We start from the raw sequence: 24,867 nt of genomic DNA, 5'->3' as shown, positions 1-24,867 counted from the left end.
ACGACCAGTAGTTCACGGGGCCGGTCCTTATCCACAAGGACCGGCCCCGTTGCTGTGCGCCGGGTATCGGATCGGCTACGCTCCGGAGTCATCCGTGGACGCACGCGTCCTGGCGTGAGATGAGGTGGGGCATCGATGAGCCTGTTCGCAAGCGAACTCCGGCGTGCCAGGGAAGGCTTCGGCTGGAGCAGGGAGAAGCTCGCCGAGGAGATCAACTTCTCGACATCGCTGATCGAGAAGGTCGAGTGCGGGAACAAGGCACCGAGCCAGGCCTTCGCGGAGGGTGTCGACCGCGCACTGGCCACCGACGGGCTCCTCGGCAGGATCAGGGATCACCTGCTCACCCAGGCGGGCCTGCCTGAGTGGTTCCGCTCCTGGTACGACATCGAGCAAGAGGCGACAGCCATCTGGTGGTACGAGTTACTTCTCGTCCCGGGCTTGTTGCAAGCAGAGGGCTATGCGCATGAATTGCTCAACGGCGACGAGAGCAAGCTCGCTGCGCGTATGGAGCGCCAGCAGATCCTGACCCGCGCGACGCCGTCCCCGCCGGAGCTGGTCGTACTGCTGGACGAGCGCGCGTTGCGCTATCCGATGACCGATCCCCAGGGGATGCGCGCGCAGCTGGAACGTATTGAGGCTGTAGCCGAGTCCTTCGTGGTGCAGGTGGTGCCGATCGACTGCGGAACCCACCTGCATCTGGACGGGTCGTTCGGCATGGCCGTGCTCGACGGTCGGGAGTATGTCTACGTCGACACCCCGGCCCGTGGTTTCGTGCTGGACAGCCCGGATGTAATCTCGGCCATGAAACGTCGATGGGACCTGATACGCGCCGAGGCCCTGCCGAGAAGGCAGTCGGCTGAACTGATACGGGAAGTGGCGGAGCAATGGACGAGTTGAGGTGGCGCAAGTCGTCACGGTCGAACTCGAACGGGGGCGCGTGCGTCGAGGTGGCGGCGCAGCACGAGCGGGTGCTGGTCCGCGACACCAAGGAACGCGATGGTGGCATCGTGACCGTGCCGTTGTCCGCGTGGCGCGCCTTCACCGGTCGGCTGCGCGGGGAGTAGCCTCGCCACCGGCCTGCCCGCGCAGGTGGCTGTCGATCGCGTCCAGTGCCTCGAGGGCGCCGGTGGCTATTGATACACCCCGCTCCCCGGGGATCTGGGGCTCCCGGGGGTTGATGCGGATCAGCGCGCCGGATGTGGCGGTGGTCGCCTCGGCGTAACGGCGCACGGTCGGTACCGCGGAGCCCGCGCCGAGCTCCACCACGACCAGTGCCCGGCGCTCGCGCTGCCAGGCGCGCAGCTCGTTCAGCTGCTCCTGGCTACGATCACCGATCCAGTCGGCGTCGCCGAACATCAGGATGTTGGGGCGGGCCGTCGAGCCACACCGCGGGCATTCCGGCAGCGGCGGCCGCGCGCGCATCGTGTCCGGGTCCACCGTGACCGCGTCGCCGTCGCTCGGCCACGTCCTCCCGGCACAGCCTGCGAGACACTGCAGGTGGTGGATCGACCCGTGCGCCTCGCAGACGTCGCTGAAACCCGCGCGCTGGAACTGCCCGTCGACGTTCGAGGTGAACACCCGCACGCCACCACCCGTGCGCTCACCCCACTCGCGCAGCAGGGTGAACCCACGGTGCGGTTCCGTACGGCGGTACAGGTCCAACCGGTGCCCGTAGAAGCCCCACGCGAACTCGGGATCGGTGTGGAAATGCTCCGGATCGGCGAGGTCGGTGAACTCGAGGCCGAGCCGGGCATAGGGCGGGTAGGCCCGCCAGAACCCCTCGTTGCCCCGGAAGTCGGGCAGCCCCGAGTCCACACCCATGCCTGCGCCCGCACAGACGAGCAGCCCGTCGGCGCCGGCGATCACCTCGGCGGCGCGAGAGTACTCGTTCGCCATCGGCGTTCAGGAAGCGTCCGCGTCGCCTGCCGAGCCGGCCCCTCCCGCACTGGTGGGCTCGCTGCGCAGCACCACGTCGAACTCCAGGAGGCTCGCACCGGTGGCGACCGGCTCGCGGGCCTCACCTGCGTGGGCTTCCTTCGCGGGGCCGTTCGCCCAGTTCTGGAAGTCCTCCTCGGTCTCCCACTTGGTGTAGACGAAGTACCGTTGCTCGTTGCCGGTGGGGCGCAGCAGCTCGAAGCCGAGGAAGCCGGGAGCGGAGTCGACGGTCCGGGCGCGCTCGGCGAACCGGCGTTCCAGCTCGGCACCGGAGCCTTCGGGGACCTCGATTGCGTTGATCTTTACGACAGCCATGTGACCAGTGTGCCGTCCTGCCTGGTGGTCGCGGAACGGGGATGGCCTGTCCGGAGTGCGCGGCAGCGCGCCGGGGTTAGGCGAGGTGGTGTACATGCCTCGATAGGCTGCGTGGCCGATCACTGGTGCAACTCGGTTTCACGGGGAGGGTCGTCGGGTCTGGTATCGGATCGGTACATGAATTCCAGGGCGCCGCCATGGACGAGCAGAATTCCGACGCCGCAATCGGATAGTGTGCCATCCGGTCACCACGTAACCCGCGTGGCGGCGGAACACACTCGGGCTATGACCGTCGTCGGGGCCACCTACCTGATCAGCCATGCCGGGACGGTAAGGAGCTGCACCGACAGTTATCACCAGGTGATACGCGGTCCGTGGGCGTGCGGTGTCCGTACCGGGGCGCGCCATCTTGGACGGGGTGAACTGGGGGAACAAGCGCCCTGGCGGACACCACGCACAGATCGTGATATCCCGGTTCCACTACATCCCCCACGCCTCTCCACGATGCGCACTTGGGGGATTTTTCTCTGCCACGGGCCAGGAGAGCTCCGAATGTCTCGATCGCTGCGGCCGCGCGGTTCGCTCTCTTATGACAAGCCAGCGCTGAGCCTGGACGGGCTTGTGGATCGCCTCGCTGAGCGTGGCCTGGAGGTGCCCGATCCGGACAGGGCCAGGCGGTATCTGCGGCACATAGGCTACTACCGGCTCGCGCCGTACACGATCCCCTTTCAGCAGGGACGGCCCGATCACTTCTTTCGTGCGGGCGCGGCGTTCGACGACGTGCTCGACCTCTACGTCTTCGACCGCACGTTGAGGCTGCTGGTCATGGACGCCCTGGAACGCGTCGAGATCGCCGCGCGCGCGGCTCTCACCGACCACATGTCTACGACCTACGGCGACCCGCACTGGTACATCGACGCGTCGCACTTCCGGGACCACGGCAAGCACGTCAGGCTCCTGAGAATCGTCCGGGACACCTGCGACGAGCAGCTGCGCGGATCACGGGCGGCTGTGGAACGTCGGCCTCGGCGTCTACCCGGCAATCCCGACCACGCCTGCGATCTCATGGCTGAAGGGAACGGACGCCCTGCCGGAGCGGTCGAGGAAGCGTCTCTACCCGGTCCTGGTGTCGCTGCAGTCCGTGCTCGACTCGGTGTCGCCACGCAGCGGCTGGGCACGACGGCTCCATGAGCTACTCAGCACCCGTCCACAGATGAACCTGGCCGGGATGGGCGTTCCCGAGGGCTGGGCGGACGACGATTTCTGGAGTCGGCACATCGCGTGAGACGGTCCTTGCCCCGAGCTGGGGCGCGGTCCCGGTGAGGTGACCGCTCGTCCGGCTGCGCATCGTCGACGCTCATGGTGGACGAAACCGTAGCGGACATCTCCGAAGCGCGGTCAGGTCCAGATTGGCACGACCCTCGTCCATCCCCTTCCGGTCCGGCTCTGGGCGTTTCCGGTCACCGCGTGTGTGTCGTGCGACGGCCTGCCCGATCGCCCGTGCGGCGGCGAGCGTGCTGCCCAGCCCGGGCCCGGGCCGGTCGACCTCGTGTGGATCCACCTCGGTGGGCAAGTCGGGATGTACCGCGAAGCACCAGCCCAGCCGCATCCCGCCGCCGTACGCCTGGGCCTGCTCCCGGCCGATCTGGATGAGCTGGTAGCCGCGTCCAGCGTGCCACCCGATCCAGCCGCCGTCCCCGTCACGGCGCCAGTCCAGCCAGGAACCGAACCAGTGACGGCGGGTGCGCGCCCTCGTCGTCATGCGCGTCACGGTAGCGGCCACCCCGACAGGATCGGGTGGGTGATACAGCGAACCATCACCCACCGGCGCGCCGGAATATCCGACGGATCAGCGTGAGTTGGTGACCGACGCTGGATATGATGGCGGAATGACAAGCACGGAGGATGAGTCGGCGCGGGGTTGAGCCGTGTCCGGGCACGGCTGCGGGCGTTGCCTCAGTGGGGGTTCCCCGTTCGGCGGGAGCTTCAGAGTCGAGCTTGTACCAGAATTGGTGGATGAGTACTTCTGACCAATCCGATTCGAGTACCCTCGTCCTGCACATCGGGCACGAGGAACTCATCGTCCGCAGGCGCTACGAGTTCGCCAGTATCCTGAACGACTTCCTGATCGCGGTATGGTTCGCAATCGGCAGTGTGTTCTTCCTATTCGAGAGTCTTGTCATTGTCGGCACGTGGCTGTTCGTCGTGGGCAGCGTGCAACTCGGGATCCGGCCCGCGATTCGGCTTCGCCGGCGCATTCACCTGCGCCGGTTCGACTCGTCAGCGGGCACCGAGAGCGCGCGCGACTTCTGAGCGCTCGGGGATCCTCTACTGAGCCTTGCGTGCTGAGCCGAGGGGTCAACGGTTGCTAGCGATACCGCCTGGCCCACGACATCGGAGTACCGCAGACCCGTACTGCCGAGTTCGACCGGGGCCGGAGCCCAAGCGCACCCGGCGGACAGTCACGCCGTGCTGTCTGTGGTGTACATACCAGTAACTCTGTACGTTATGGGTATGAGTGACACACCGACCGATCCCGCGTCCGGCGTCGTCGAGGTGCCCGTGACCGAGGCGCGCAACAAGCTCGCCGATCTCGTCGACGCCGTGGCCCACGACGACCGGTTCGTCTACCTCACCCGGCGCGGCGAGCGGGTGGCCGCGCTGATGCCCGCCGACATCGCCGCCAACTACGAGCACATGGAAGACGAGTACTGGGCCCGCCGCGCGGCCGAGGCCAAGGACCGCATCGCCGCCGGGGAGGACGAGGTCATCTCCTGGGACCAGTACCTGGCCGAATCCGAGGGCACGCGGTGACCTACCGCATCGAGCTGTCACGCCGGGCGGCCAAGGCGCTCGACGTGCTGGACAAGCCCGTGCGCCGCCGCGCCATGGCCGCTATCGACGCGCTGGCCGACAACCCGCGCCCGCACGGCTGCGTGAAACTGTCCGGCACCGACAACGTGTGGCGCATCCGCGTCGGTGCCTACCGCATCATCTACGAGGTCCACGACCAGGTGCTGCTGATCGTCGTCGTCGACCTCGGGCACCGCCGCGAGATCTACCGCTGACCCGCCCGAGGCGCTCACCGGTGACGGCGCCCGACGCGCAGCAACCGGTCGAGCACCGTCACCGCCTGGTCGTGGCGCCTCGGCGCGGAGGCAAACGTGGCCCACACGGCGACAATCGCGATCGCGGTCTCGACCCGCACGAGCACCGAGACGAGCCCGGCGAGAGCAGCAAGCACATACACGACCACCATGGGTGTCTCCGTCACCGTGGGGACACCCCGGCGGCGAGCCGGGCGGTAGCATGGACGGGCGAGCAGGCGCCTGCAGCGGCGACCCGCTCGGGCACACGATGTGATGCCACGGAACCCTCCGCGGTTTCTGGTCAGGCGGGCCACCCCGAATGGATGCCAACCGTGCCGGGGTGGCCCGCTGGCGTATTCTCGTTACGAGACTCATTGTATCTTCTTTCCCCACTGTGGATGGTGAGGGGTTATCGTCGCAGGTCAGAGCATAATATGACGATAGTATGGCGCTGATAGACACATCACTGTGGACGCTTGAGGCGGGCAACTCCCTTACACCGGCGGGAACCCGTTGTAGCGGAGGCCGGTCCCAACCGGCTATCCCGCCGCGTGCCCGGCATCGGTGCGGCACTCGGTGAGCGTTCGGACTCGGTCGCGACGAACGTAGCCGGGGGCGTGACAGCGCAGGCGTTGTTCGACTCAATGAGTTCGATGATCGGTGGCTAGGTGTTGCGGGCAGAGAGGTTGTTGACGGTGTGGCGGTAATCAATGTGTTCCGAGCAGCGTCGCGGCGGCTGCGCGCGCATGGCGGGCTGGGGCGGGGTCGCCACTGATGCCGGCGGTCACGATGGCTCCTTCAGCGAGCAGGAAAACCGGTTCAACTACCGCCAGCCCGGTGGCGTGGACCCACTCCGCGATCTGGTCGTGGAATGCCTGTTTGTGTGACCGGACTTCGGCTAGTACCGCCTCGGATGAGGGTCCGAGTTCGCCGTGGGCATTGATCCATGCGCAACCGCGGAAGCCGGGTTCTGCGAACCACTCGGCAAGCCAGTCGAAGATCGCGAGTGCGCGCTCACGGGGATCTACGACCGCCTCCACATGGGCCGTCAGGCTTGCTCTCCATCGCTGATCGCGACGTTTGAGCATCGCCACCACGAGGTCCTCCTTCGCCGCGAAGAGTCGGTAGATCCGCTTCAGCGGTAGACCGGATGCTGCCCGGACCTCATCCATGCCGACAGCCTGGATGCCGTGCTGGTAGAAGAGCCTCTCTGCTGCATCGAGCAGGGCGTCGCGGTCCAGTCGGCTCTGTTCCTCGGTGATCGGGGCTGGCATCCGGGCTCCTTGGCGTTGAGAACGTACGTTCCCTATCGTAGACTACATCGGTAGAGAACGTACGTTCTCAACGTTAGGAGGATGCAATGTCCGAAGATCGTCCGCCGTACCCGCCGTTCACACAGGAGACGGCCCTGCAGAAGGTCCAGGCGGCTGAGGATGCATGGAACACCCGCGACCCGCACCGGGTGGCACTGGCTTACACGCCTGACTCGACGTGGCGGAACCGGGACACGTTCGTCCGCGGCCGCGAGGAGATCGTCGCTTTCTTGACACGGAAGTGGGAGCGCGAACTGGACTACGCACTGCGTAAGAGCCTCTGGGGTTTCCGCGAGAATCGGATCGCCGTCCGCTTCCAGTACGAGTGTCACGACGCAGAAGGCCAGTGGTGGCGCAGTTACGGCAACGAACTGTGGGAGTTCGACGAGCACGGCCTCATGCGGCGCCGCGAAGCGAGCATCAACGACGTTGCCATCACCGAAGCTGATCGGCGCATCCACGGCCCCCGGCCCAGCGATGAGTACGGGGCCGACATCCCGCTCCGGTAGTGCCCGACACCATGCCCCTAAGTCGGTGGGCTCAGGCAACACGACCGTCTGAGCCCACCGAGCTCGTGTAGCCGATAGGAAACGCTGTGCTCCACGCCAACGCGCCTCTATCCATCGAGGGACGACGTCGCCTCGTCGGACGCTGTCAAACCCGGCCGATCGCCCATGTCGCAGCAGAGACGGGAATCTCACGAGCCTGCGCGTCGAAGTGGGTCAACCGGTGGCGACGTCACGGTGATGCCGGACTGCTCGATCAATCGCCGCACCGTGACCCGGCACCTGACCAGACTCGGCCTGGGCAGGCGCCGGTTCATCGATCCCGGCGGAGACAGCAACCGCAAGCCAGGCAAGATCACTGCCCGCTGGCCCGGGCACATGGTCCACCTGGACGTGAAGAAGGTCGGACGGATCCCCCACGGCGGAGGTTGGCGTATCCATGGCCGTGACAGCGATCAAGCCAAGGCCGCCGGGCCAGCGAAGTCAGCTGGCGCGAAGCGCGGATACACCTACCTGCATTCGGCAATCGACGGCTTCTCCCGGCTCTCTTACACCGCGCCTCTCAGTGACGAGAAGGGAACCACCGCTGCGGCGTTCCTGGCCCGAGCGAAGATCTGGTTCGCAGCCCACGGCATTCATCACATCCACCGGATCGTCACAGATAACGGTGCGTGCTACCGCTCTGGCGACTTCGCTCGAATCGTCGGCAACCAGGCGAGGCATACGAAAACCAAGCCGTACACGCCGCGGCACAACGGGAAGGTGGAGCGCTATCAGCGCATTCTGGCTGAGGAGCTGCTCTACGCCCGCGACTTCTCCTGCGAGGACGCCCGCTCAGCAGCGATCGCGTTCTGGAACATCCACTACAACTACTGTGAGTCTTCGGATGGCTGGTCTGGGACTGGCTGGCAGAGTGAGCGTCGTGTCGCTGGGCCTTGGCGCGGAACTCGCTGCGCGTGAACTCCGGAGCCAACTCCCAGGTGATGATCGCGGTCGTTTCGTGCTCGTTGAACAGTTGGCGCGCCAGGTGCTCGACCGGCTGTTCGTTGGTTGTCCCTGGTGACCTCCTACCCGCTGCGCCGGGTATTAGGGGAACTGGAAGTCATCGCGTCCGAGGTGGTGGCGGCACCAGGCGCGGGTGGCGGCGTGGGTCTCGTCGAGCGTGGCCGGGTCGACGACGGAAACAGCCACGCCCTCGGGGGAGATGCCGTGCTCGCGGGGCGGCCCGCTGCGGGTGACTCGCTCGTACGGCAGGACCGTATCCAGCGGGATGGAGTGGCCGGAGTCTGTGACGAGGTTGACGTCATCGTCATGTCTGGGCGCGAACTTGGTCAGCCGCTGCCACCGCAAGGTGCGCGCGCGGCGAAACGGGTCCAGACCAATCATGGTGGTCCTTACTGGGCGTGCGGGAGGTGCGGTTAGTCTTCCCGCGTGGCTGAGCGAACCGATCTGGTCGAGTTCGGCGGCGCCGGACCGCCCATCCTGCTGCTGCACGGCCTGATGGGCCGCGCGCGCACCTGGTGGCAGGTCGCGCAGTGGCTGCTGCCCTACGGCCGCGTGCTGGGCCTGGACGCGCGGGCACACGGCAGGAGCGAGCGAGCCGGTCCGTGTTCGACAGAGGACTTCGCCGACGATGTGGATGAGCTGCTGCGCGAGGTGGATGCCGGGCCGGCGGTCGTGCTCGGTCACTCGATGGGTGGGCTGCACGCGCTGGTAGCGGCGGCGCGGTCGCCCGAGTTGGTGCGCGCGGTCGTCGTCGAGGACATGGCGGTCGACCAGCGGGGCAGGACGGTGGACACGTGGCGGCCGGTGTTCGAGTCCTGGCCGGTTCCGTTCGAGTCCCTCGCGCACGTGCGGCAGTTCTTCACACCCTACGGGGACTACTTCACCGAGTGCGTGGAGGAACGCGCGGACGGCTACCACCTGATCGCCGAGCTGTCCGACCTCTACGCGATCGCTGCCGAGTGGGGCGAACGCGAGTACTGGGGATATGTCGACGAAGTTCACTGCCCGGTGCTGGTGGTCGAGGCGGAGCGCACGGCGATGCCGGAGGGGCAGCAGGCGGAGCTCGCGCGGCGCGTGCCCGGCGGCGGCACGCATATCCGGGTGCCGGGCACGGGGCACCTGGTGCACGAGGACGCGCCGGAGGCCTACCGCGCGGCAGTCGAACCGTTCGTGCGCCGTGCCCTCAGCGGGAGCGCGGGGCCGGCGTGACGGGGGGACTGCCGGTGCCCGGAGCACTCGGAGTGACTACCGCACAGTAGTTGCGTAGACTTCGGCCCCAAGGCCTGCCCACCGCAGGTACTCAGGTGACGCCCCAGACCCCGGCGCCTGTTCTGATAGGCATGTGCAGGGAGTCGTGGTTCGATGGCGCGCACCGCGGCCGTAACCGTGCGAGCCGGACCACCGGTGCCGGGCGGCCCGCCCCCGCTGGATGGCGTGGTGACACGCGTCAGGCGCCCGCGCCTCGGCAAGACCGACCCAATCGTGTGCTGGTTCGTCGAGGTGTCGCGTGAAGCATACAATGGAAGCCAGCCAGGCAGGTTCGAGTATGTCGCCCCAACCCGGATATCTCGCTCCGGATTTGTCGTCGGCGGGTACCGCACGCGACCGGAACGGATACCATGACGGTGGATAGGGCGCGGCTCGCCGATACTCTCCTGGAGATCGTTGCCGAAGTGCCCGACCCGTCCGCGCTTCCCGGTCAGCTGTGCGCCGCGTGCCTCCGGGCGCTGCCGATCGACGGAGTGGGGGTGTCGCTGATGAGCGGACATCAGGCAGGGGGCGGGGTCTTGCTTGGGGCGAGTGGCGCGATCGGGCACCGGATGGAAGACCTCCAGTTCGAGCTGGGTGAAGGTCCATCCATATCGGCCGTTGAAGACGGCCAGCCGGTGCTCGTCCCGGACGTACTCGCGGAGGACGCACGCTCGCGATGGCCGATGTTCGTCCAGTCGGTGGAAACCACCGACGTGCGGGCACTGTTCACCTTCCCGTTGCAGCTGGGCGCGATCAGCTTCGGTGCGCTGGGGTGCTACCGGTCCCGGGCAGGTCCACTGGATGAGGTCGTCAACGCCCTTGTCGTTGCCGAAGCGGTGACGCTGGCGCTGTTGCAAGCTCAGGCCAAGGAGATTGACGGCAACGGTCACCGGTCCTGGCTGACCGAGGCGGTCGTCGACTATCACCCGCACGTGCACCAGGCTGTCGGCATGGTTTCCGCGCAGCTGGAGGCCTCCGTCGAAGAGGCGTTCGTGCGGCTGCGTGGCCATGCCTTCCGGCACGGCCGGTCGTTGGAGGAGATCGGAGCCGACGTGGTCGCACGCCGGCTGCGCTTCACCGGAGATGAGCTGATGCCCGAATGAACACCGTATACGCTATGAAACAGCGTCAAGGAGAGACATCATGCTAGGTCAGCCGCTCGAACGGGATCAGGCGCTGCTGCTGACGTTCGCCGATCTGGCGCACGCGATGGTCGCCGACTACGACGTCATCGACCTGGCGCACCGCCTCGCCGGGTACTGCGTGGAGCTGCTGCCGGTCGACGCGGCCGGCTTGCTACTCACCGACGAGCGCGGCACGCTGCGGTTGCTGGCTTCGTCCAACGAGCAAGCTCGGCTCGTGGAGCTGGTCCAGCTCGAAGCGGACCAGTCTGGACCCTGCCTGGAATCGTTCCGCACCGGCGCACCGGTCACCGTCACCGATGTCTCCACCTACGAGCACAAGTGGCCGGAGTTCGTCACCGAAGCAGGTAAGCAGGGATTTCACGCGGTATACGCTGTTCCGATGCGGTTGCGCGAGCACCGGGTCGGCGCGCTGAACATGTTCTCCTCCACCCCGGGCGAGCTTTCCGCCGACGACGCGCGTCTCGCCCAGGCGCTGGCTGATGTCGCCTCGATCGGGATCGTGCAGCAACGAGCGCTGGCCCGCAGCGAGACTATCGTCGAGCAACTGCAGGGGGCGCTCAACAGCCGGATCACCATCGAGCAGGCCAAGGGTGTGGTGTCCGAGCGCGCCGATGTCGAGGTCGATACCGCCTTCGGTCTGCTGCGCGACTACGCCCGTGCACACAATATGGGTCTGCAGCGTCTTGCCGGATCCGTGCTCCACGACCGGGTGCAGGCCGATGAGGTGGCCCGGTTCCGTGTGCGGCACCGTTGAATCGACGGGTCCCGCCCGTTCGCGTGTTCAGCGCCTACGGTGGCGTGTCCGTGCCGAAGCCGCTGGCAAGCTACGGCAGGGGCACGCCGCCGGACCCCCGTTGACCCACGGCTCAGGTGTCTGCCGGTGCGGATACCGTCCTGGCCGGGGCGAGGCGCGGCGTTGGCTGCTGAGGGGAGTCGGTCCGGACGCCCATGCGCCAGCGCAGGGCCCGGTTGAGCTGCGAGGACGTCAGGCCGGCGCGCGCGGCGAACTGATCGAGGGTCATGCGATGAGTGCGCCAGTACGTCGATACGCGTTGCACTCTTCGCGCCCAGAGTTGCTCATCGACCCACGCGGTGGTGCCTCTCTCCTCCAGCGCTTCGGCATGTTCGGTCGAGCAGGCGTAGGTGACGCGGCGGCCGTCCTGGTCCGGGTCGTCAGGGTGCAAGTAGCCGGAGTCGGGTACCGTCACCTCGACGTACTCGTCCGCCGTGAGTCGTTTCGTGCATTGCTCACAGGACACCATCGAGACCGGGGCCATCGTGGTCGGCGCAGGCACGTCGGGAATGATCATGCGACACCTCCGGCGGAGTCAGCGCGTACTGACATACGGTGGCCGCCGGGGTCTGGAGCGACGCTCCTCGAAGTGATGAACACGCTTGACGGAGTCATCGACAACGCTTGTCCATTATAGCCTCGCCGGCCGGCGCTGTACACGTGTACCTGGGTGATCCGGTGTGCCCGAAGCCGGCCGAGCCGCCGGTGCGGTTCGGCGGCGGCAGGAGACAAGCGCTTGCGTGCCTCCTGCCGAGTGGTCGTGCCGGGCTCGCGTTCGTGCGCCGTGCCCTCAGCGGGAGCGCGGGGCCAACCGGGTCAGGTGGTCCTTCCACTCCACGGTGGAGCGCCGGCCGGTGACCAGCCTCGGCCACAGGTCGGCGCCGAGCATGCCCGGTTCGTCGGCGTGCGCGCTACCGCAGCAGGACCGGTCCAGCGTGCCGTGTTCGCGAGCGAGGTCCGCGACGGCATCACGTGTCGCGGAGTCGAAGATCCCGTGCGGCTGCACGTCCCTGGCACCCCTGGCGCGCAGCAGGTGCTGGGCGGTCCGCACGTCCTCGCCCTGGTCGCCCTGCCGGAGCAGCGGCCATTCCGGCCGGTTACCCACCGGCTTGCCCAGCCGGTCGCCGACCTCCTGCCGTAGCTCGTCGAGGCGGGCGTAGAGGACATCCCCGGGACACTGCGTGCTGCTGAAGTCGCGATGCCCCTTGATCAGCTCCGGCGCGATGTCGTAGCGGTCCGCGATATAGGTGACGAGATCGCTCAGCGCGTCCCACAGCGGCTCCGGTACGTCCTCGTCCCGGTAATCGCCCTCACACTCGATGCCGACGACCTCGTGGTTGTGCTCGGCGACGTTGGTGCCGTGCACGTGTCGCCTGCCGCCGCGCACGACCTCGAGGCTGCGGTGGCGTCCCTCGGTGAGGTACCCGCCCTTGCTGGCTGTGAACTGCTGGCCGGTGTCGATCCAGCCGCGCCCGTCCATGTGGAAGTTCTGGATGGCGCGGGAGACGTCGAAGGCACTGCCGCGGGAGGTGTCCGCGGAGTTGTTCGGCTCCACGGTGTGGTGCACGACGATGTAGGTGGGCTGGTGGTCGTGCACCGTGACCGGTTCCGCAGGCTCGCGGGCCTTCCAGTGCTCGGTGGTGTACACGGCTGGTTCGCGTGCGTTGGTGCCCGCCGCGCTCGCGGCAGGCACCTGCAGCGCGGTCGCGCCGACCGCCGTCGCGGTGACCCCACCGCGCAGCACCCACCGGCGGGTTCGTCGTGCGCCTGTTCCCATCATTGCTCCCCTGGCAGGGCGAACCTTCCGTCCTCCACCTGTTCGACCAGCCCATCGGCTAGCAGGGAGTCCAGGCACCGATCCCGCTGCCCGTCCTGCGGCCACACCGTGTCGAGGCGAGTTTTCGGAACGGGCTCATCGGTGTCCCGCAGGACGTCGAGCAACAGGCCGCGCACCTGCCTGTCGGTACCGGCGAAGCGCTGCACCGGCTTCGCGGGACCGTCGTAGGCGGGCCGGCCCGCGCGTTGCCATGCGCAGTCCGGCAGCAGCGGGCAGTCCTGGCAGCGCGGTGCGCGCGCCGTGCAGACCAGGGCACCCAGTTCCATCAGGGCTGCGGAGAACCGGGCCGCGCGGCTGTCCGGAGTGGGCAGCAGCGCGTCCACATCGGCGAGGTCGGCCTTGCTGGCCGATGGTCCCGCGTCCGCCGACCCGTGTACCGCCCGCGCGACAACCCTGCGGACGTTGGTGTCCACGACCGGAACCCGTCTGCCGTAGGCGAACGCGGCGACCGCTCGGGCGGTGTAGGTGCCGATGCCGGGCAGGGCTTCCAGCGTGGGCACGTCCTGCGGGACCACGTCACCGTGCTGCTCGGCGATGGCGGCCGCGGCCTCGTGCAGCCGCAGTGCCCGGCGCGGGTAGCCGAGCTTGCCCCATGCTCGCAGCACCTCGCCCTGGCTCGCGGCGGCGAGCGCCGACGGCACGGGCCAGCGATGCATCCACTCCTGCCAGATCGGCGACACCCTGGCGACCGGCGTCTGCTGCAGCATGATCTCGCTGACCAGGACGCCCCATGCCGAGCAGTCGGGTGAGCGCCAGGGTAGGTCTCGCGCGCTGTGGTCGTACCAGTCGAGGAGGGTGTCGGTGTCGATGCTCATGGTAGGGGCGATGGTAGCCGGGCTCCCCTTGAAGCCCGCCGGCGCTCCGGCCGGTCGCCGGCGGCGGTCAGCCGACCTCGGTGAGCTTCCCGGAGTGCACGTCGAGGACGAACCCGCGCACCAGGTCGGTGTTCGGGAGGAAGTCGCTGCGGCGGACGCGTTGCAGGGAACGGCGGACGCTGTCGTGCACGTCGCCGAATGCCTCCACGGCCCAGGTGGGGCGTAGCCCGGTGTCGGTTTCGAGCTCGTCCTTGAAGCTGTCCTCGGTGACCGTGTTGAGGCCGCAGCTGGTGTGCTGCACGATGACGACCTCGCGGGTCTGCAGCTTGCGCTGGCTCAGCGCGAGCGAGCGGATCGTGTCGTCGGTGACGACTCCGCCCGCGTTACGCAGGATGTGCGCCTCACCCCGGTTCAGCCCGAACAGCTCAGGGACACTGATGCGCGTGTCCATGCACGTCACGATCGCCACATGCAGTGCGGGCACGGGAGAGGAGTCCTCTGCCGGTCCGGGGTTGGTACGTGCCTCGCTGCGGGCGAGCAGCTCGTCGGTCGCTGTCACCGGAGTTCCTCCACGTTGCTGTTGTCCGGTACGGCTTCGACTACTATTGCAGTCCGTTGCGCGCGTCTCGGCAACGGTTTTAGACCTAAGTCATGTTCACCGGCGCATAACCCGACTCGTGAACACGCCGTGCGACGGTGCCGTGCTGTCCGGTCAGGGGCCGAACCAGTGCTGCTCGGTCGTGCGCGGCTGCGCCGACGTCGTGCCGATCTTCAGCTCGGTGTCCAGCGTGATGACCTGGGTCGAGCCCGGCACCGTGCTGGTCTTGCGGATGGGGTTGAGCAGCAGGCTGCCCGCCGCGTGCCCCTTGTCCTGGACGGGCTGGTGCACCGTGGTCAGCCCGGCCCGTTGCGCGTCGGCGATCCCGTCGAACCCGGTGATGGTGAGGTCAGCCGGGACGCGGAGCCCCCTGCGATGGGCTTCCTCGAGCGCCCCGAGCGCGAGAATGTCCGAGGTGCAGATCAGGGCGGTGACTTCGGGGTTGGCGTCGAGGAGCTCGGCCGCCGCGGTCGCGCCGTCCGCGACCGTGTGGTCGAAGCGTTCGATGACAGGGACCGTGGACCACTCGACACCCACATTGCCGAACGTGGTGGCCAGCGCGTCGAGGCGGGTGCGCTGGGTGTGGTAGTGCGCCTGGTGCTGCCGCAGCATCGACGCGGGCCCGTCGTTGCGGTCCTGTGACAGCCGCATGCACAGTATGCCGATCGAGCGGTGCCCGAGCTCGACGACGTGGTTGGCCATCGCTGTCATGGCCGCGGCGTCGTCCGGACCCACGCGGTCGACGCCGTCGATCAGCGGCTGGTCGATGATCACGGTGGGTACGGGACGTTGCAGGACGCCGGAGAGGTGGGGGTCGTCGTCCGGGACGGAGTACACGATGAACCCGTCCACACCGGCCTTGTGCACCGTGGAGACGTCCTCGTTGCCGGGGCCCGCCGGGAGCAGCTGCAGTCCGGTACCGGAGTCCTCACAAGCCAGCGCGATACCTTCGAGAACCCCGAGCGCCACGGGGTCCCGGAAGGCGTAGGAGAGGTTCTCGGTGAGCAGCAATCCGACGGCACCTGCCTTGCGGGTGCGGAGGGAGCGAGCGACCGGGTCCGGCCCCGGGTAACCCAGCTGGCGCGCGGTTTCCAGCACCCGGCGGCGTAGTTCGGGGGAGAGCTGGTCAGGCCGGTTGTACGCGTTGGAGACGGTGGTGCGTGACACGCCGAGCTCGGCGGCGAGCGACGCCAGTGTCGCTTGCCGTCTGGTGCGTATCGGTCGGCTCATGTCTGGAACCGTAACGGTTCAGAAGCAGTTCCAGAAGCCAGACCCACGTGATTCGTTCCCATAGGGTTATGCACAAGCCGGCAGACGGGGGACGTGTGTCCCGCCTGCCGGCTCCCTCCTACTGGAGGCAGAACTCGTTGCCTTCGGGGTCGGCCATGACCACGCAGTAGCCGATGACCTCGTCGACCTCACGGAGCCTGGTCGCCCCGAGCGCTCTCGCCCGCTCGACAGCCGTGGCGACCGCGGCCTTGCGGTCGTCGAGCGGGTCCGCATGGTTCGAGACGTTGACGTCAAGGTGCACCCGGTTCTTGGCGCTCTTCGGCTCGGGCACCTTCTGCAGGAACACGCGAGGGCCGCGGCCTTCGGGATCGGTGATGGCGTAGGCCCTGTCCCGCTCGTCGGCGGGCAGGCCGACGGAGTCGAGGAACGTGTCCCAGCTGTCGAAGCCCTCCGGGGGCGGTTGCTCCTTGTAGCCGAGAATCTCGGCCCAGAACGCACCGAGAGCCCTCGGGTCGTTGGCGTCGAACGTGATCTGCATGCTCATGCGATGTCTCCTCGTCGGTGCCGGAAGAGGTCCCGGAGCAGCAGGATCTCCGCTCCGTGATGGATGGCCTCCCGGTTGATGTGCAGTACGAGCTCCAGCATCGGCCGCGCGGCCCACTCGCCCTCGGCCTCGCCGACGGGTGCCGCGAGCGCGGCCCCGTCGAGCCCGCGTACGCCCTCCTGCCATGCGGCGTACGCCTCGTCGAGCTGACGCAGCGCCTCCCGCGCGCTGCCCGCGTAGGTAAAGCTCTGGTAGTCCACGGCCGGGCCACCGAAGTGCGATGCGGCCCGGACCCCGAACACTCCCACGATCACGTGGCCGAGCCGCCAGGCGATCGTGGTCACGGGTGGTGGGTCGGGCTCCGGGAACGCGAAGTCGATGGTGTACTCGCCGCTTCCCCCTGTGATCGGAGCCTGGCTCGTGCCTCGTGGCCGTACGTTCCAGCAGCCAGGGACCGGCTCCCAGAAGTACTCCTCGTCGGTGAGCCCGTCCAGCCGCGGCCGCAGGTGTTCCTTCCAGTGCCAGTCGAGCTGGCGATGCAGCTGGTATGTCGTGTCGGTGTCCATGGTGAGGACGGTAGACGCGATTGCGGACAGCTACGGTCCTCGATCGGTGCCAGAATGGTGTCGTGCAGACCACGGCTGCCCGGTTGCTCCAGTTGCTGTCGCTCCTGCAGACGAGGCAGGAGTGGTCGGGCGCCGACCTGGCAGCCGAGCTCGGTATCACTCCCCGCACGGTGCGGCGGGACATGAACCGCCTGCGGGATCTCGGCTACCCGGTGACGGGGCGTTCCGGGGAGCACGGCGGGTACCGGCTCGGTCCGGGGGCCCGGATGCCGCCACTCCTGCTGGACGAGGAGGAGGCCGTAGCCGTGGCGGTAGCCCTCGCCTCGGCGCCCGGCGTAGCGGGCTCGGGCGACCGCGACTCGTCGGTGCGCGCGCTCGGCAAGCTGGAACAGCTGCTTCCCGGCAGGCTCAGGAGCCGGGTCAGCGCCGTGGCCACCACGACCTCGGCGGTGACCTCGCACGGTGCGACCGTCGACACCGCCACCATCGCGCTGATCGCGGGGGCGTGCCACCGGTCCGAGGCACTGCGTTTCCATTACCGCGACGGCGCCGGGGTCGACACCTCCCGGCACGTCGAGCCGTACCGCCTGGTCCTCGCCGGCCGTAGGTGGTATCTGCTCGCCTGGGATGTGGACAGACAGGACTGGCGTACGTTCCGGGTGGACCGCGTAGCCGAGCCGCGGGCCACGGGCCGGCGGTTCAGCGCGGTGGAGGCTCCGGACGCGGAGGCCTACGTCCACGAGTCGATCTCGATCCGCCCGTACCGGTACCGCGTGCGCGTCCGGCTGTACGGCCCGGCCCCGACGCTGGCTGAACACGTTCCGGCCGAGGCCGCGGTGCTGACCGCCATCGACACCGAGACCTGCGAGCTGGTCGCGGGAGCGGACTCGCTCGACGTCGCCGCCATGCACATCGCCGTACTCGGCGTGGATTTCGATATCCACGAGCCCGCCGAGCTGCGCGCCCGCGTTTCGGCTCTCGCCGAGCGGCTGGCCCGTGCAGGCGCCGGTGCCCGGGGGTGACGGCGCCGCGCGATCCTCGGCGGCCGTCCGTGGCGACCGGTCCGCGCCGGTGACCTGGCAAGTATTGCGATCGCTCTCACAGGCTGTCGCGCCACCTCGGCATCATCATCCGAATGAGGTACGCTGAATTGACAACCGTTTCCATTAATGCGCGTAGCCGGGCCGGCGGGGCGGTACCGGCGCGCACCCGGACCGATGGAGTATGCAGTGGTGACCAGGAGTGAACGCGTAGGCCGTTTACGGGCCACGGGCGTGACGGTGAGCGTGGTCGCGCTCGCCGTCGCGGCGTGCGGCTCGGATGAGACCGGTGCGGAGTCCGGCGGGGACGCGGTGCCGGTCGCGGCGTCCACCGACGTGTGGGGCAGCGTGCTCGACGCCGTGGGGGGTGAGCATGTCGAGGTCACGTCGATCATCACCGATCCCGCGCTCGACCTGCACTCCTACGAGAGCACGCCGGAGGACGGGCTGATCATCGCCGAGTCCAGGCTCCTCCTCTACAACGGTGGGGGATACGACCACTTCGCCGAGCAGTTCGTCGAGCAGGAGGACGGCGTGGTGGCGGTGGACGCCCTCGAGGTGTCCGGCCATGCCCCGGACGAGGAGGACGGCGAGGAGCACGAGGACGGTCACGAGGACGACGGTGAGCACGAGGACGACGGTGAGCACGGGGAGGACGGCCAGGAGCACGAGGACGAGCACGGCGACGACGAGGGTGGGCACCACCACGACCTGCGCGTGAACGAGCACGTGTTCTACGACCTCGAGACCGTCCGGACCGTTGCCGAGACCGTTGCCGATGAGCTGGGAGAGCTGCGGCCCGCGAACCGGGAGGAGTTCGCCGAGAACGCAGCCGCGTTCGGTGCCGAGCTCGACGAGCTCGCCGGGCAGGCGGCGGAGCTGGGCGAGGCACACCCCGACCTGACAGTACTGGCCACCGAACCGGTCGCCGAGTACCTTCTGGACCTGGCCGGAGCCGAGGACATCACCCCGACCGAGTTCACAGACGCCATCGAGACGCAGTCCGACGTGCCTGCCGCTGTGCAAGACGAGGTGCTCACGGCACTGGAGAGCGGCGACATCGACGTCGTGATCAACAACCCGCAGACCGAGTCGCCCGTCACCCGCCAGCTCGTGACGGAGGCGGAGAGCGCGGGCATCCCGGTCGTTGACATGACCGAGACGTTGCCCGACGGCGTTTCGGACTACGCTGAATGGATATCGAACCAGCTGGACACGCTGGCGACAGCGGTGGAGGAATGACGGCAGCAGCGGTTGAGATGCGGGACGCGGGCCTGGCGTTCGGGAAACGGTCCCTGTGGTCGGGCCTCGACCTCGACATCGGTGCGGGCGAGTTCCTTGCGGTGCTCGGCCCCAACGGGTCGGGGAAGAGCAGCCTGCTCAAGGTCCTGCTCGGGCAGTTGAGCCTGTCCGCGGGGTCGGTCCGGTTCCCCGCCCTGCAGCATCGCAGGCGGGGCCCGGCGATCGGGTACGTCCCCCAACAGGGCACGACCGAGGAGGCGCCCGCCGTCCGGGGGGTCGACCTCGTGGGACTCGGACTCGACGGCCACCGGTGGGGTCTGGGACTGCGCGGCAAGCGGGAGCGGGAACGGCGGGTGGCCGAGGCCGTGCGGGCCGTCGGCGCGACCTCCTTCGCCGAGCAGCCGATCACGCGCCTCTCCGGAGGGGAGCGGCAGCGCCTGCGCGTGGCCCAGGCACTCGTGGGAGAGCCGAGCGTGCTGCTGTGCGACGAGCCGCTGCTCTCCCTCGACGTGACGCACCAGGGCGTGGTCGGTGAGCTCATCGAGCGCCGCAGGCGCAGCGCAGGCACGGCGGTTGTGTTCGTCACGCACGAGATCAACCCGGTACTGCCGTATGTCGACCGGGTGCTCTACCTGCACGACGGCGACTTCCGGCTCGGCACGCCGGACGAGGTGATGAACTCCGCGACACTGTCCGGTCTGTACGGAACGAAGATCGAGGTCGTCCGGTTGGCAGGTCAGATCCACGTGGCCGGAGCGCACGTCGCGCTGTGCGAGGACGAGCCGCATCATGTCGAGGAACAGGTGCTGTGATGGAGAACCTGTTCGATATCGAGCTGACCCTTCGCCTGCTCGGGCTGGACTTCGTGCGGCACGCGCTGCTCGCATCCGCGCTGCTCGGTCTGGTGGCAGGTGCGCTCGGTCCGCTGATCGTCATGCGCAGGATGGCGTTCGCCGTGCACGGCACGGCGGAGCTGGCCTTCACCGGCGCAGCGGCCGCGCTGCTGCTGGGGATGGTGTTCGACGGCATAGCCGTCGAGTATGGCGCGATCGCCGGGGCGGTCCTCGCCGCGCTGCTGCTCGGCATTCTCGGCGGCAGGTCCGCGGAGCGCGACTCGGTGATCGGCGTCGTCCTGGCGTTCGGGCTCGGGGTCGGCGTGCTGCTGCTGTGGCTGTACCCCGGTCGCGCGCATACGCAGCTGGGCCTGTTCATCGGCCAGGTCATCTCGATCGACCGCACCAACCTCGCCGTGTACGCGGTGAGCACGGTGGCCGTCCTCGGGGTGCTCGCGCTGCTGTACCGGCCGCTGCTGTTCGCGAGCGCGGACCCGGTCGTGGCAGCGGCGCGCGGGGTACCGGTGTCGTTGCTGACTCCGCTGTTCGCGGTGCTCGTCGGAATCGCGACGGCGCTGGGGGTGCAGACGGTCGGGATGCTGCTTGTGCTGGCCTTGCTGGTGACACCGGCGGCAGCGGCCTGCCGGGTGACGTCCAGCCCCACGCGTGCCATCGTGCTCGCGATCGCTTTCGCCGAGCTCGCGGTGCTCGGGGGCATCGTGCTTTCGCTTGCTCCCGGGGTGCCGATCAGCGCGTTCGTCACGGCGATCTCGTTCGCCATCTACCTGTCCTGCAGGCTGGTGGAACACCTGCGCGCCAGGGTGCGCAAGCGGAAGGAGGCGGACGCTCCGGAGGGAGTCGCTACGGCAGGAGCAGCAGCGCCTGCAGCTGACCGATGAGCCCGCCGATGACCCCGCCCGCGACGATCAGTTTCCACTCGTGCTGGCGAAACGCCGGGCGGAGCAACGCCTCGTAGTCTCGCGGGCCGAGCAGGCGGGTGCGCCGTTCGACCAGCCCCGCGATGTCGGCGGCCTCGCTGAGGTAGCGTTCCGCGTGCCGTGCCGTGTCCTCGAATCGCGCCATGGCCTCGGTGGCGGCCGCGTAGGCGATCCGCTGCGCGCGTTGCTCACCGATCGCAAGCGTGGCCACCGGACGTGCCTGGCCGGCGTGCTCGGCGACGGCCGTGGCCGCGACCCGGTGCAGCATGACGAAGACCCGGTCGGACTGCGGCCCGCGCAGCAGGGCGTGCATGAGCGTGCCGGTCGTGAGCACCTCGCGGGCGATCACCCCGGCGTAGTCCGCCGCGACCCGGTCCTGCCTGCGATGGAAGTGTCCGTGCAGGCGTATGGGTCCGAATCGGACCGGCGTGCTCGGGCGGAACACCATGGTCATGGCAAGCCAGTTGGTTGCGGACCCGATCGCGAATCCGATGGCCGGCATGATCAGCGGCTCCTTGGTCACCGCAACGGCGACGGACTGGACGAGTCCGAAAAGGAACCCGAAGTAGAGGCCGGAACGCGCGATGTAGCCCAGTTCCGGAGCGCAGATGTCCCGCAGGATGCGCACCAGCACCCCGGGCTCACGGCTGAGGCGCTCCACGGCGATGTGCTGGAGGTCGAGCACGTCGCCCGCGTTGTCGCGGAGCTGCGCGAGGAGGTCGGCGACCATCGCGGGCGCGGCGGCCTGTACCTGTTTGACCACCAGGTCCTGTGCCACCTGCGGCAGTGACTCCCACACCTGTGGCTGGGTCTCGGCGAGTACGTCGCGGCAGATGTGATCGATCGCGTGCAGCAGCGGTTGCTCGATCTCCCTGGTGAGCCGGTGCGGGTCGACGGCGGCCATGACCTCGCCGGGGTCGATCAGCTTCCGGGTCAGCAGGTTGGCGGCGATCGCCGCGATGCGTGCCCTGTGCCGCGGCACAACCCCTTGCCAGCCGAGGAACGGCCGGATGCCGGTGAACTCGAGGGGACGGAACATCATCTCGACGGCCACCCGGTTGGTGACGTAGCCGATCAGCGCGGCGATGAACGGGATGGCGGCGTAGACCGGCCAGTGCTCGGCGAGGTCGGTGACGACGGCGTCGACATGCACCTCGCTGCCTCCCTTGTCGCCCCGTGTCGCCGTGCTACTGGCAGGAAGGACAGTATCCGGCCCGCAGGCGGAACCGGCATGCCACCCCGCGCATGGGCGTCAGTGCAGCATCAGCAGCACTTGCAGCTCGCCGACGAACCCGCCGATCACGGCGCCGACCATGATCAGTTTCCACTCGTCCTGGCGAAACGCCGGGCGGAGCAAGGCCTCGAACTGCAGCGGGCCGAGCCCGCGCATCCGTTCGACGATGGTGTTACGCACGTCCAACGCTCCGACGGCGTACTCCTCCGCGTGGTGCACTGTCTCCGGCAGCCGGTCCATGGCCTTCGCAGCGGCGGCCCGTTTCATGTCCTGGAAACGCCGCGTGCCGACGGTGAACGCCACGAACGGTTTGACGGCGCCCGCCTGGCCGTCGATGGCGCGTTGCACCTCACGCTGGATCATGTCGAAGAGCCGGTCCGACTTCGGGCCGCGCAGGACGGCCTCGAGGATGTTGGGCACGGTGATGATCTGCGAGGCGATCATGTCCCCGTAGTCGGCGGCGACCTGGTGGCGGCGCTTCTGGAACACGCCCTGCCACCGGTAGACGCCGAGGAACGTCCTGGGCTCGCGCGGCAGGAAGATCATCTTCAGCGCGAGCCAGTCGGTGACCCAGCCGATGACGAACCCGGCAGCAGGCATGACGAGCGGTTCCTTCGTCGATGCCCACACGAACAGCTGGACGATGCCGAGCGCGAAACCGAAGTAGATGCCGGACCTGGCGATGAACCGCATCTCGGTCCGCGAGATGTCCCTGATCAACGAGTTCAGCAGTGCCTTGTCCCGTGCCAGGTTGGTCACCACCATGTGCTTGAGGTCGAAGACGTCTTCGATGTTGTCCGCGACCTGGCGCATGATCGTGGTGATCGACCGGGGGGCCTGCGCGCGCACCCTGGCCAGCAGCATCCGCCGGGCATTCGGTGGCAACGCCTCCCACACGTGCGGCTGGTACTGCTCCATCACCTCTCTCGTGACGTCGTCGACCGCCTCGAGCAGCGGCCCCTCGACCTCTTTGGCGACCTGTTCGGGATCGAGGCGAGCGAAGATCTCCTTCGGGTCGACCAGGTCCTTGGTGAGGGTCTCGGTGGCGATGGCAGCCATCCGCTCGGCGTTGGCAGGCAGCACCCCTTGCCAGCCCAGGAAGGGTCTGATGCCGACGAACCTCAACGGGCGGAACATCATCTCGATCGCCACGCGCTTGGTGACGTAGCCGATCAGCGCGGCGATGAACGGGATGGCGGCGTAGACCGGCCAGTGCTCGGCGAGGTCGGCGAGGATGGCATCGGTGTCCACCTGGCGCTCCTTCGTCGCATCCTCACGAGCCCGAGGTCCCGCCCGACTATGCGGCGATCGTAGTACCGCGGCGGCGGCACCGGCCGGGCGGGAAGCTCGTCACCGTGTCCGGCCCGCGGACGCGGCGCGCGGCGACTCCGTATGTACTCGCCGATCCCCCGTCCAGCGGTGTGGGCGCGCTACCGGCAACAGGTAGTTTCGTATGCATATGGCAGTTGCCCGTATACGTACGGTGACGGAGGATCACATGGGTGGATGTGGATGTTGTGGCAAGTGCTCGGGTCCGGGCTGCGGCTGTTGCGGTAGCTGCGCCTGACCGGCCCCGGGTAGCCGACGAGACAGGTGCGGACGCGGTGGCTCGCGCGCCTCGCCAGGACGCGCGGCGCTCGCCCAGCCACCGCGCCACCGCGCCACCGCGTGAGCGGGACGTGGCCGGGCGCTCAGTTTCCCGCGTAGGCCTTCTGCAGCGCCGCGATGTCGAGCTTGGTCATCCCGAGCATCGCCTCGGTGGCGCGCTTGGCCTTCTCGGGGTCGGGGTCGCTGACCATGTCCTCGAGCACGGCAGGGATGACCTGCCAGGACACCCCGTACTTGTCCTTCAGCCAGCCACACTGGACCTCGGTGCCACCCTCGGTGAGCGCGTTCCAGTAGTAGTCCAGCTCGTCCTGGTCGTCGCAGCGGATCTGGAACGAGATCGCCTCGTTGAAGGTGAAGTGCGGACCGCCGTTGAGCCCGACGAACTTCTGGCCGTTGAGCTCGAACTCGACGGTCACGACCGAGCCCGCGGGTCCGGGACCGGCCTCGGTGTAGCGGGCGACCCGTCCGATCTTCGAGTCGGGGAAGATCGAGGTGTAGAAGTTGGCTGCCTCCTCGGCCTGGTCGTCGAACCACAGGCACGTCGTGAAGCCCCTGGTGCTCATCGTTACCTCCTCTGTACGCGAACGACGTCACCGGTACAGACCGATCGGGAGGCGAGAACTCATCGGTGGTCGGCGGCATCCGGGAGGCGAGGCGACTCCACGCGACGGACGGCGCTGTGCAGGGGCGGGAACGACGCCGACGTCAGGCCAACGCGAGAACCAGCACAACAGCCGCTAGCAGCACGAGAACGACGAAGGCGACCCGGCCCGCAGGCGAGCCCGGCAGGCGCTGAGATGCCTTCGGGCCGAACATCTCCCGCTCAGCCAGGAACGTACGCGCGTTGCGCTCGTTCGACGTTCGGAAAATATGCCCGTTACCCGGGAACATGCGGCACCTCCGAGTCTCGACCGTACTCGTCCGAGCGCGGCATGTGCACTGGTTCGTGTGTGCTCGAACCGCCACCCGTGCGCCGGGCGACACGGCGCTACGGATCGGCAAGGGCGAAGGGCACGGGAAAGTGTGGCAA

The 24,867-nt window shown here is 68.2% G+C and carries 33 protein-coding genes; 16 read left to right on the top strand and 17 right to left on the bottom strand.

The window, feature by feature from the left end; genetic code table 11:
- The first annotated feature begins 135 nt into the window (after window positions 1–135).
- Together CHB84_RS12975 and CHB84_RS12970 are read left to right on the top strand one after the other, a co-directional pair.
- The gene (locus CHB84_RS12975) at window positions 136–897 is read left to right on the top strand and encodes a helix-turn-helix domain-containing protein (protein ID WP_089301856.1); all 762 of its coding nucleotides are present in this window, start codon (window positions 136–138) and stop codon (window positions 895–897) included.
- Entirely contained in the window at window positions 885–1,064 is a 180-nt protein-coding gene (locus tag CHB84_RS12970; RefSeq protein ID WP_089301855.1) for a DUF397 domain-containing protein, read from the top strand. The genes CHB84_RS12975 and CHB84_RS12970 overlap by 13 nt, the downstream gene beginning before the upstream one ends.
- On the opposite strand, the gene CHB84_RS12965 is transcribed toward CHB84_RS12970, so the two are convergent.
- Both CHB84_RS12965 and CHB84_RS12960 read right to left on the bottom strand, forming a co-directional pair.
- Window positions 1,039–1,896: an SIR2 family NAD-dependent protein deacylase gene (locus tag CHB84_RS12965; RefSeq protein WP_089301854.1), complete on the bottom strand. Its 858-nt coding sequence runs from the start codon at window positions 1,894–1,896 to the stop codon at window positions 1,039–1,041. The genes CHB84_RS12970 and CHB84_RS12965 overlap by 26 nt on opposite strands.
- A 6-nt stretch (window positions 1,897–1,902) precedes the next feature.
- Window positions 1,903–2,250: an antibiotic biosynthesis monooxygenase family protein gene (locus CHB84_RS12960; protein ID WP_089301853.1), complete on the bottom strand. Its 348-nt coding sequence runs from the start codon at window positions 2,248–2,250 to the stop codon at window positions 1,903–1,905.
- Between the two features lie 552 nt (window positions 2,251–2,802).
- On the opposite strand from CHB84_RS12960, the gene CHB84_RS12955 reads away from it, so the two are divergent.
- The gene (locus tag CHB84_RS12955; RefSeq protein ID WP_217898535.1) at window positions 2,803–3,441 is read left to right on the top strand and encodes an Abi family protein; all 639 of its coding nucleotides are present in this window, start codon (window positions 2,803–2,805) and stop codon (window positions 3,439–3,441) included.
- Window positions 3,442–3,607: 166 nt separating this feature from the next.
- Here CHB84_RS12955 and CHB84_RS12950 read toward each other — a convergent pair whose 3' ends face one another.
- On the bottom strand, window positions 3,608–4,012 hold the full coding sequence (locus tag CHB84_RS12950) for a hypothetical protein (protein WP_089301852.1): 405 nt from the start codon (window positions 4,010–4,012) through the stop codon (window positions 3,608–3,610).
- Between the two features lie 254 nt (window positions 4,013–4,266).
- On the opposite strand from CHB84_RS12950, the gene CHB84_RS12945 reads away from it, so the two are divergent.
- From CHB84_RS12945 to CHB84_RS12935, 3 genes are all read left to right on the top strand, one after another.
- On the top strand, window positions 4,267–4,563 hold the full coding sequence (locus CHB84_RS12945; RefSeq protein WP_089301851.1) for a YrhK family protein: 297 nt from the start codon (window positions 4,267–4,269) through the stop codon (window positions 4,561–4,563).
- A gap of 201 nt (window positions 4,564–4,764) precedes the next feature.
- Window positions 4,765–5,064, top strand: coding sequence for a type II toxin-antitoxin system Phd/YefM family antitoxin (locus CHB84_RS12940; protein ID WP_089301850.1), 300 nt, complete (start codon window positions 4,765–4,767; stop codon window positions 5,062–5,064).
- A complete protein-coding gene (locus CHB84_RS12935; RefSeq protein WP_089301849.1) occupies window positions 5,061–5,318 on the top strand; it encodes a type II toxin-antitoxin system RelE family toxin in 258 nt (85 codons plus the stop codon). Before CHB84_RS12940 ends, CHB84_RS12935 begins: the two co-directional genes overlap by 4 nt.
- A 14-nt stretch (window positions 5,319–5,332) precedes the next feature.
- On the opposite strand, the gene CHB84_RS22405 is transcribed toward CHB84_RS12935, so the two are convergent.
- Together CHB84_RS22405 and CHB84_RS12930 are read right to left on the bottom strand one after the other, a co-directional pair.
- Window positions 5,333–5,524, bottom strand: coding sequence for a hypothetical protein (locus CHB84_RS22405; RefSeq protein ID WP_141134668.1), 192 nt, complete (start codon window positions 5,522–5,524; stop codon window positions 5,333–5,335).
- Window positions 5,525–6,046: 522 nt separating this feature from the next.
- The gene (locus tag CHB84_RS12930; RefSeq protein WP_089301848.1) at window positions 6,047–6,613 is read right to left on the bottom strand and encodes a TetR/AcrR family transcriptional regulator; all 567 of its coding nucleotides are present in this window, start codon (window positions 6,611–6,613) and stop codon (window positions 6,047–6,049) included.
- A gap of 86 nt (window positions 6,614–6,699) precedes the next feature.
- Between CHB84_RS12930 and CHB84_RS12925 the strand changes: the two genes are divergently transcribed.
- From CHB84_RS12925 to CHB84_RS24030, 3 genes are all read left to right on the top strand, one after another.
- Window positions 6,700–7,161 (top strand): nuclear transport factor 2 family protein, encoded by a 462-nt coding sequence (locus tag CHB84_RS12925; protein WP_089301847.1) that lies wholly within the window; start codon window positions 6,700–6,702, stop codon window positions 7,159–7,161.
- 86 nt (window positions 7,162–7,247) lie between these two features.
- The gene (locus CHB84_RS24035) at window positions 7,248–7,607 is read left to right on the top strand and encodes a helix-turn-helix domain-containing protein (protein WP_217898533.1); all 360 of its coding nucleotides are present in this window, start codon (window positions 7,248–7,250) and stop codon (window positions 7,605–7,607) included.
- Entirely contained in the window at window positions 7,537–8,118 is a 582-nt protein-coding gene (locus tag CHB84_RS24030; RefSeq protein WP_425432301.1) for an integrase core domain-containing protein, read from the top strand. Before CHB84_RS24035 ends, CHB84_RS24030 begins: the two co-directional genes overlap by 71 nt.
- A 126-nt stretch (window positions 8,119–8,244) precedes the next feature.
- Here CHB84_RS24030 and CHB84_RS12915 read toward each other — a convergent pair whose 3' ends face one another.
- Complete coding sequence (locus CHB84_RS12915) at window positions 8,245–8,544, bottom strand: hypothetical protein (protein ID WP_089301846.1); 300 nt, start codon at window positions 8,542–8,544, stop codon at window positions 8,245–8,247.
- 45 nt (window positions 8,545–8,589) lie between these two features.
- Between CHB84_RS12915 and CHB84_RS12910 the strand changes: the two genes are divergently transcribed.
- From CHB84_RS12910 to CHB84_RS12900, 3 genes are all read left to right on the top strand, one after another.
- Window positions 8,590–9,372, top strand: a complete 783-nt coding sequence (locus tag CHB84_RS12910; protein WP_089301845.1) for an alpha/beta fold hydrolase — start codon at window positions 8,590–8,592, stop codon at window positions 9,370–9,372.
- 410 nt (window positions 9,373–9,782) lie between these two features.
- Window positions 9,783–10,517: a GAF and ANTAR domain-containing protein gene (locus CHB84_RS12905; RefSeq protein ID WP_089301844.1), complete on the top strand. Its 735-nt coding sequence runs from the start codon at window positions 9,783–9,785 to the stop codon at window positions 10,515–10,517.
- A 40-nt stretch (window positions 10,518–10,557) separates the two neighbouring features.
- Entirely contained in the window at window positions 10,558–11,313 is a 756-nt protein-coding gene (locus CHB84_RS12900) for a GAF and ANTAR domain-containing protein (RefSeq protein WP_089301843.1), read from the top strand.
- A 112-nt stretch (window positions 11,314–11,425) separates the two neighbouring features.
- On the opposite strand, the gene CHB84_RS12895 is transcribed toward CHB84_RS12900, so the two are convergent.
- From CHB84_RS12895 to CHB84_RS12865, 7 genes are all read right to left on the bottom strand, one after another.
- Entirely contained in the window at window positions 11,426–11,869 is a 444-nt protein-coding gene (locus CHB84_RS12895; RefSeq protein WP_089301842.1) for a hypothetical protein, read from the bottom strand.
- A 273-nt stretch (window positions 11,870–12,142) separates the two neighbouring features.
- A complete protein-coding gene (locus CHB84_RS12890; protein ID WP_089301841.1) occupies window positions 12,143–13,129 on the bottom strand; it encodes an N-acetylmuramoyl-L-alanine amidase in 987 nt (328 codons plus the stop codon).
- Window positions 13,129–14,004 carry an HhH-GPD family protein gene (locus CHB84_RS12885; RefSeq protein WP_089301840.1) on the bottom strand — a complete coding sequence of 292 codons (876 nt, stop codon included), beginning with the start codon at window positions 14,002–14,004 and terminating at the stop codon, window positions 13,129–13,131. The genes CHB84_RS12890 and CHB84_RS12885 overlap by 1 nt, the downstream gene beginning before the upstream one ends.
- A gap of 67 nt (window positions 14,005–14,071) precedes the next feature.
- The gene (locus CHB84_RS12880) at window positions 14,072–14,563 is read right to left on the bottom strand and encodes a beta-class carbonic anhydrase (protein WP_089301839.1); all 492 of its coding nucleotides are present in this window, start codon (window positions 14,561–14,563) and stop codon (window positions 14,072–14,074) included.
- 153 nt (window positions 14,564–14,716) lie between these two features.
- Window positions 14,717–15,832 carry a LacI family DNA-binding transcriptional regulator gene (locus CHB84_RS12875; protein WP_089301838.1) on the bottom strand — a complete coding sequence of 372 codons (1,116 nt, stop codon included), beginning with the start codon at window positions 15,830–15,832 and terminating at the stop codon, window positions 14,717–14,719.
- Between the two features lie 118 nt (window positions 15,833–15,950).
- On the bottom strand, window positions 15,951–16,376 hold the full coding sequence (locus CHB84_RS12870; protein ID WP_089301837.1) for a VOC family protein: 426 nt from the start codon (window positions 16,374–16,376) through the stop codon (window positions 15,951–15,953).
- On the bottom strand, window positions 16,373–16,942 hold the full coding sequence (locus CHB84_RS12865) for a DinB family protein (protein ID WP_089301836.1): 570 nt from the start codon (window positions 16,940–16,942) through the stop codon (window positions 16,373–16,375). Before CHB84_RS12865 ends, CHB84_RS12870 begins: the two co-directional genes overlap by 4 nt.
- Window positions 16,943–17,004: 62 nt before the next feature.
- Between CHB84_RS12865 and CHB84_RS12860 the strand changes: the two genes are divergently transcribed.
- From CHB84_RS12860 to CHB84_RS12845, 4 genes are all read left to right on the top strand, one after another.
- On the top strand, window positions 17,005–17,964 hold the full coding sequence (locus CHB84_RS12860) for a helix-turn-helix transcriptional regulator (protein WP_089301835.1): 960 nt from the start codon (window positions 17,005–17,007) through the stop codon (window positions 17,962–17,964).
- A gap of 252 nt (window positions 17,965–18,216) precedes the next feature.
- A complete protein-coding gene (locus CHB84_RS12855) occupies window positions 18,217–19,224 on the top strand; it encodes a metal ABC transporter solute-binding protein, Zn/Mn family (RefSeq protein WP_245818716.1) in 1,008 nt (335 codons plus the stop codon).
- Complete coding sequence (locus tag CHB84_RS12850; protein WP_089301833.1) at window positions 19,221–20,036, top strand: metal ABC transporter ATP-binding protein; 816 nt, start codon at window positions 19,221–19,223, stop codon at window positions 20,034–20,036. Before CHB84_RS12855 ends, CHB84_RS12850 begins: the two co-directional genes overlap by 4 nt.
- On the top strand, window positions 20,036–20,956 hold the full coding sequence (locus tag CHB84_RS12845; RefSeq protein WP_089301832.1) for a metal ABC transporter permease: 921 nt from the start codon (window positions 20,036–20,038) through the stop codon (window positions 20,954–20,956). The genes CHB84_RS12850 and CHB84_RS12845 overlap by 1 nt, the downstream gene beginning before the upstream one ends.
- Here CHB84_RS12845 and CHB84_RS12840 read toward each other — a convergent pair.
- From CHB84_RS12840 to CHB84_RS12825, 4 genes are all read right to left on the bottom strand, one after another.
- Window positions 20,919–22,148: a DUF445 domain-containing protein gene (locus CHB84_RS12840; RefSeq protein WP_089301831.1), complete on the bottom strand. Its 1,230-nt coding sequence runs from the start codon at window positions 22,146–22,148 to the stop codon at window positions 20,919–20,921. The genes CHB84_RS12845 and CHB84_RS12840 overlap by 38 nt on opposite strands.
- A gap of 99 nt (window positions 22,149–22,247) precedes the next feature.
- Window positions 22,248–23,480, bottom strand: coding sequence for a DUF445 domain-containing protein (locus tag CHB84_RS12835; protein WP_089301830.1), 1,233 nt, complete (start codon window positions 23,478–23,480; stop codon window positions 22,248–22,250).
- A 440-nt stretch (window positions 23,481–23,920) separates the two neighbouring features.
- The gene (locus tag CHB84_RS12830; RefSeq protein ID WP_089301829.1) at window positions 23,921–24,400 is read right to left on the bottom strand and encodes a VOC family protein; all 480 of its coding nucleotides are present in this window, start codon (window positions 24,398–24,400) and stop codon (window positions 23,921–23,923) included.
- A 142-nt stretch (window positions 24,401–24,542) separates the two neighbouring features.
- A complete protein-coding gene (locus CHB84_RS12825; RefSeq protein WP_089301828.1) occupies window positions 24,543–24,728 on the bottom strand; it encodes a hypothetical protein in 186 nt (61 codons plus the stop codon).
- Between the last annotated feature and the right edge of the window lie 139 nt (window positions 24,729–24,867).

Source organism: Haloechinothrix alba, assembly GCF_900188115.1.
Taxonomy (GTDB): Bacteria; Actinomycetota; Actinomycetes; order Mycobacteriales; family Pseudonocardiaceae; genus Haloechinothrix; species Haloechinothrix alba.
The sequence above is the reverse complement of the archived record's forward strand: the minus strand, read 5'-3'. Positions and strand labels throughout refer to the sequence as shown.

Excerpts from the sequence above, each read along its gene's own strand:
- CHB84_RS12940 (WP_089301850.1), top strand. The coding sequence starts at position 4,765 with ATGAGTGACACACCGACCGATCCCGCGTCCGGCGTCGTCGAGGTGCCC.
- CHB84_RS12930 (WP_089301848.1), bottom strand. The coding sequence starts at position 6,613 with ATGCCAGCCCCGATCACCGAGGAACAGAGCCGACTGGACCGCGACGCC.
- CHB84_RS12950 (WP_089301852.1), bottom strand. The coding sequence starts at position 4,012 with ATGACGACGAGGGCGCGCACCCGCCGTCACTGGTTCGGTTCCTGGCTG.
- CHB84_RS12875 (WP_089301838.1), bottom strand. The coding sequence starts at position 15,832 with ATGAGCCGACCGATACGCACCAGACGGCAAGCGACACTGGCGTCGCTC.
- CHB84_RS12960 (WP_089301853.1), bottom strand. The coding sequence starts at position 2,250 with ATGGCTGTCGTAAAGATCAACGCAATCGAGGTCCCCGAAGGCTCCGGT.
- CHB84_RS12885 (WP_089301840.1), bottom strand. The coding sequence starts at position 14,004 with ATGAGCATCGACACCGACACCCTCCTCGACTGGTACGACCACAGCGCG.
- CHB84_RS12965 (WP_089301854.1), bottom strand. The coding sequence starts at position 1,896 with ATGGCGAACGAGTACTCTCGCGCCGCCGAGGTGATCGCCGGCGCCGAC.
- CHB84_RS12915 (WP_089301846.1), bottom strand. The coding sequence starts at position 8,544 with ATGATTGGTCTGGACCCGTTTCGCCGCGCGCGCACCTTGCGGTGGCAG.
- CHB84_RS12895 (WP_089301842.1), bottom strand. The coding sequence starts at position 11,869 with ATGATCATTCCCGACGTGCCTGCGCCGACCACGATGGCCCCGGTCTCG.
- CHB84_RS12905 (WP_089301844.1), top strand. The coding sequence starts at position 9,783 with ATGACGGTGGATAGGGCGCGGCTCGCCGATACTCTCCTGGAGATCGTT.
- CHB84_RS12975 (WP_089301856.1), top strand. The coding sequence starts at position 136 with ATGAGCCTGTTCGCAAGCGAACTCCGGCGTGCCAGGGAAGGCTTCGGC.
- CHB84_RS12945 (WP_089301851.1), top strand. The coding sequence starts at position 4,267 with ATGAGTACTTCTGACCAATCCGATTCGAGTACCCTCGTCCTGCACATC.
- CHB84_RS12865 (WP_089301836.1), bottom strand. The coding sequence starts at position 16,942 with ATGGACACCGACACGACATACCAGCTGCATCGCCAGCTCGACTGGCAC.
- CHB84_RS12970 (WP_089301855.1), top strand. The coding sequence starts at position 885 with ATGGACGAGTTGAGGTGGCGCAAGTCGTCACGGTCGAACTCGAACGGG.
- CHB84_RS12890 (WP_089301841.1), bottom strand. The coding sequence starts at position 13,129 with ATGGGAACAGGCGCACGACGAACCCGCCGGTGGGTGCTGCGCGGTGGG.
- CHB84_RS12830 (WP_089301829.1), bottom strand. The coding sequence starts at position 24,400 with ATGAGCACCAGGGGCTTCACGACGTGCCTGTGGTTCGACGACCAGGCC.
- CHB84_RS12825 (WP_089301828.1), bottom strand. The coding sequence starts at position 24,728 with ATGTTCCCGGGTAACGGGCATATTTTCCGAACGTCGAACGAGCGCAAC.
- CHB84_RS12900 (WP_089301843.1), top strand. The coding sequence starts at position 10,558 with ATGCTAGGTCAGCCGCTCGAACGGGATCAGGCGCTGCTGCTGACGTTC.
- CHB84_RS12870 (WP_089301837.1), bottom strand. The coding sequence starts at position 16,376 with ATGAGCATGCAGATCACGTTCGACGCCAACGACCCGAGGGCTCTCGGT.
- CHB84_RS12955 (WP_217898535.1), top strand. The coding sequence starts at position 2,803 with ATGTCTCGATCGCTGCGGCCGCGCGGTTCGCTCTCTTATGACAAGCCA.
- CHB84_RS12845 (WP_089301832.1), top strand. The coding sequence starts at position 20,036 with ATGGAGAACCTGTTCGATATCGAGCTGACCCTTCGCCTGCTCGGGCTG.
- CHB84_RS12850 (WP_089301833.1), top strand. The coding sequence starts at position 19,221 with ATGACGGCAGCAGCGGTTGAGATGCGGGACGCGGGCCTGGCGTTCGGG.
- CHB84_RS24030 (WP_425432301.1), top strand. The coding sequence starts at position 7,537 with ATGGTCCACCTGGACGTGAAGAAGGTCGGACGGATCCCCCACGGCGGA.
- CHB84_RS12925 (WP_089301847.1), top strand. The coding sequence starts at position 6,700 with ATGTCCGAAGATCGTCCGCCGTACCCGCCGTTCACACAGGAGACGGCC.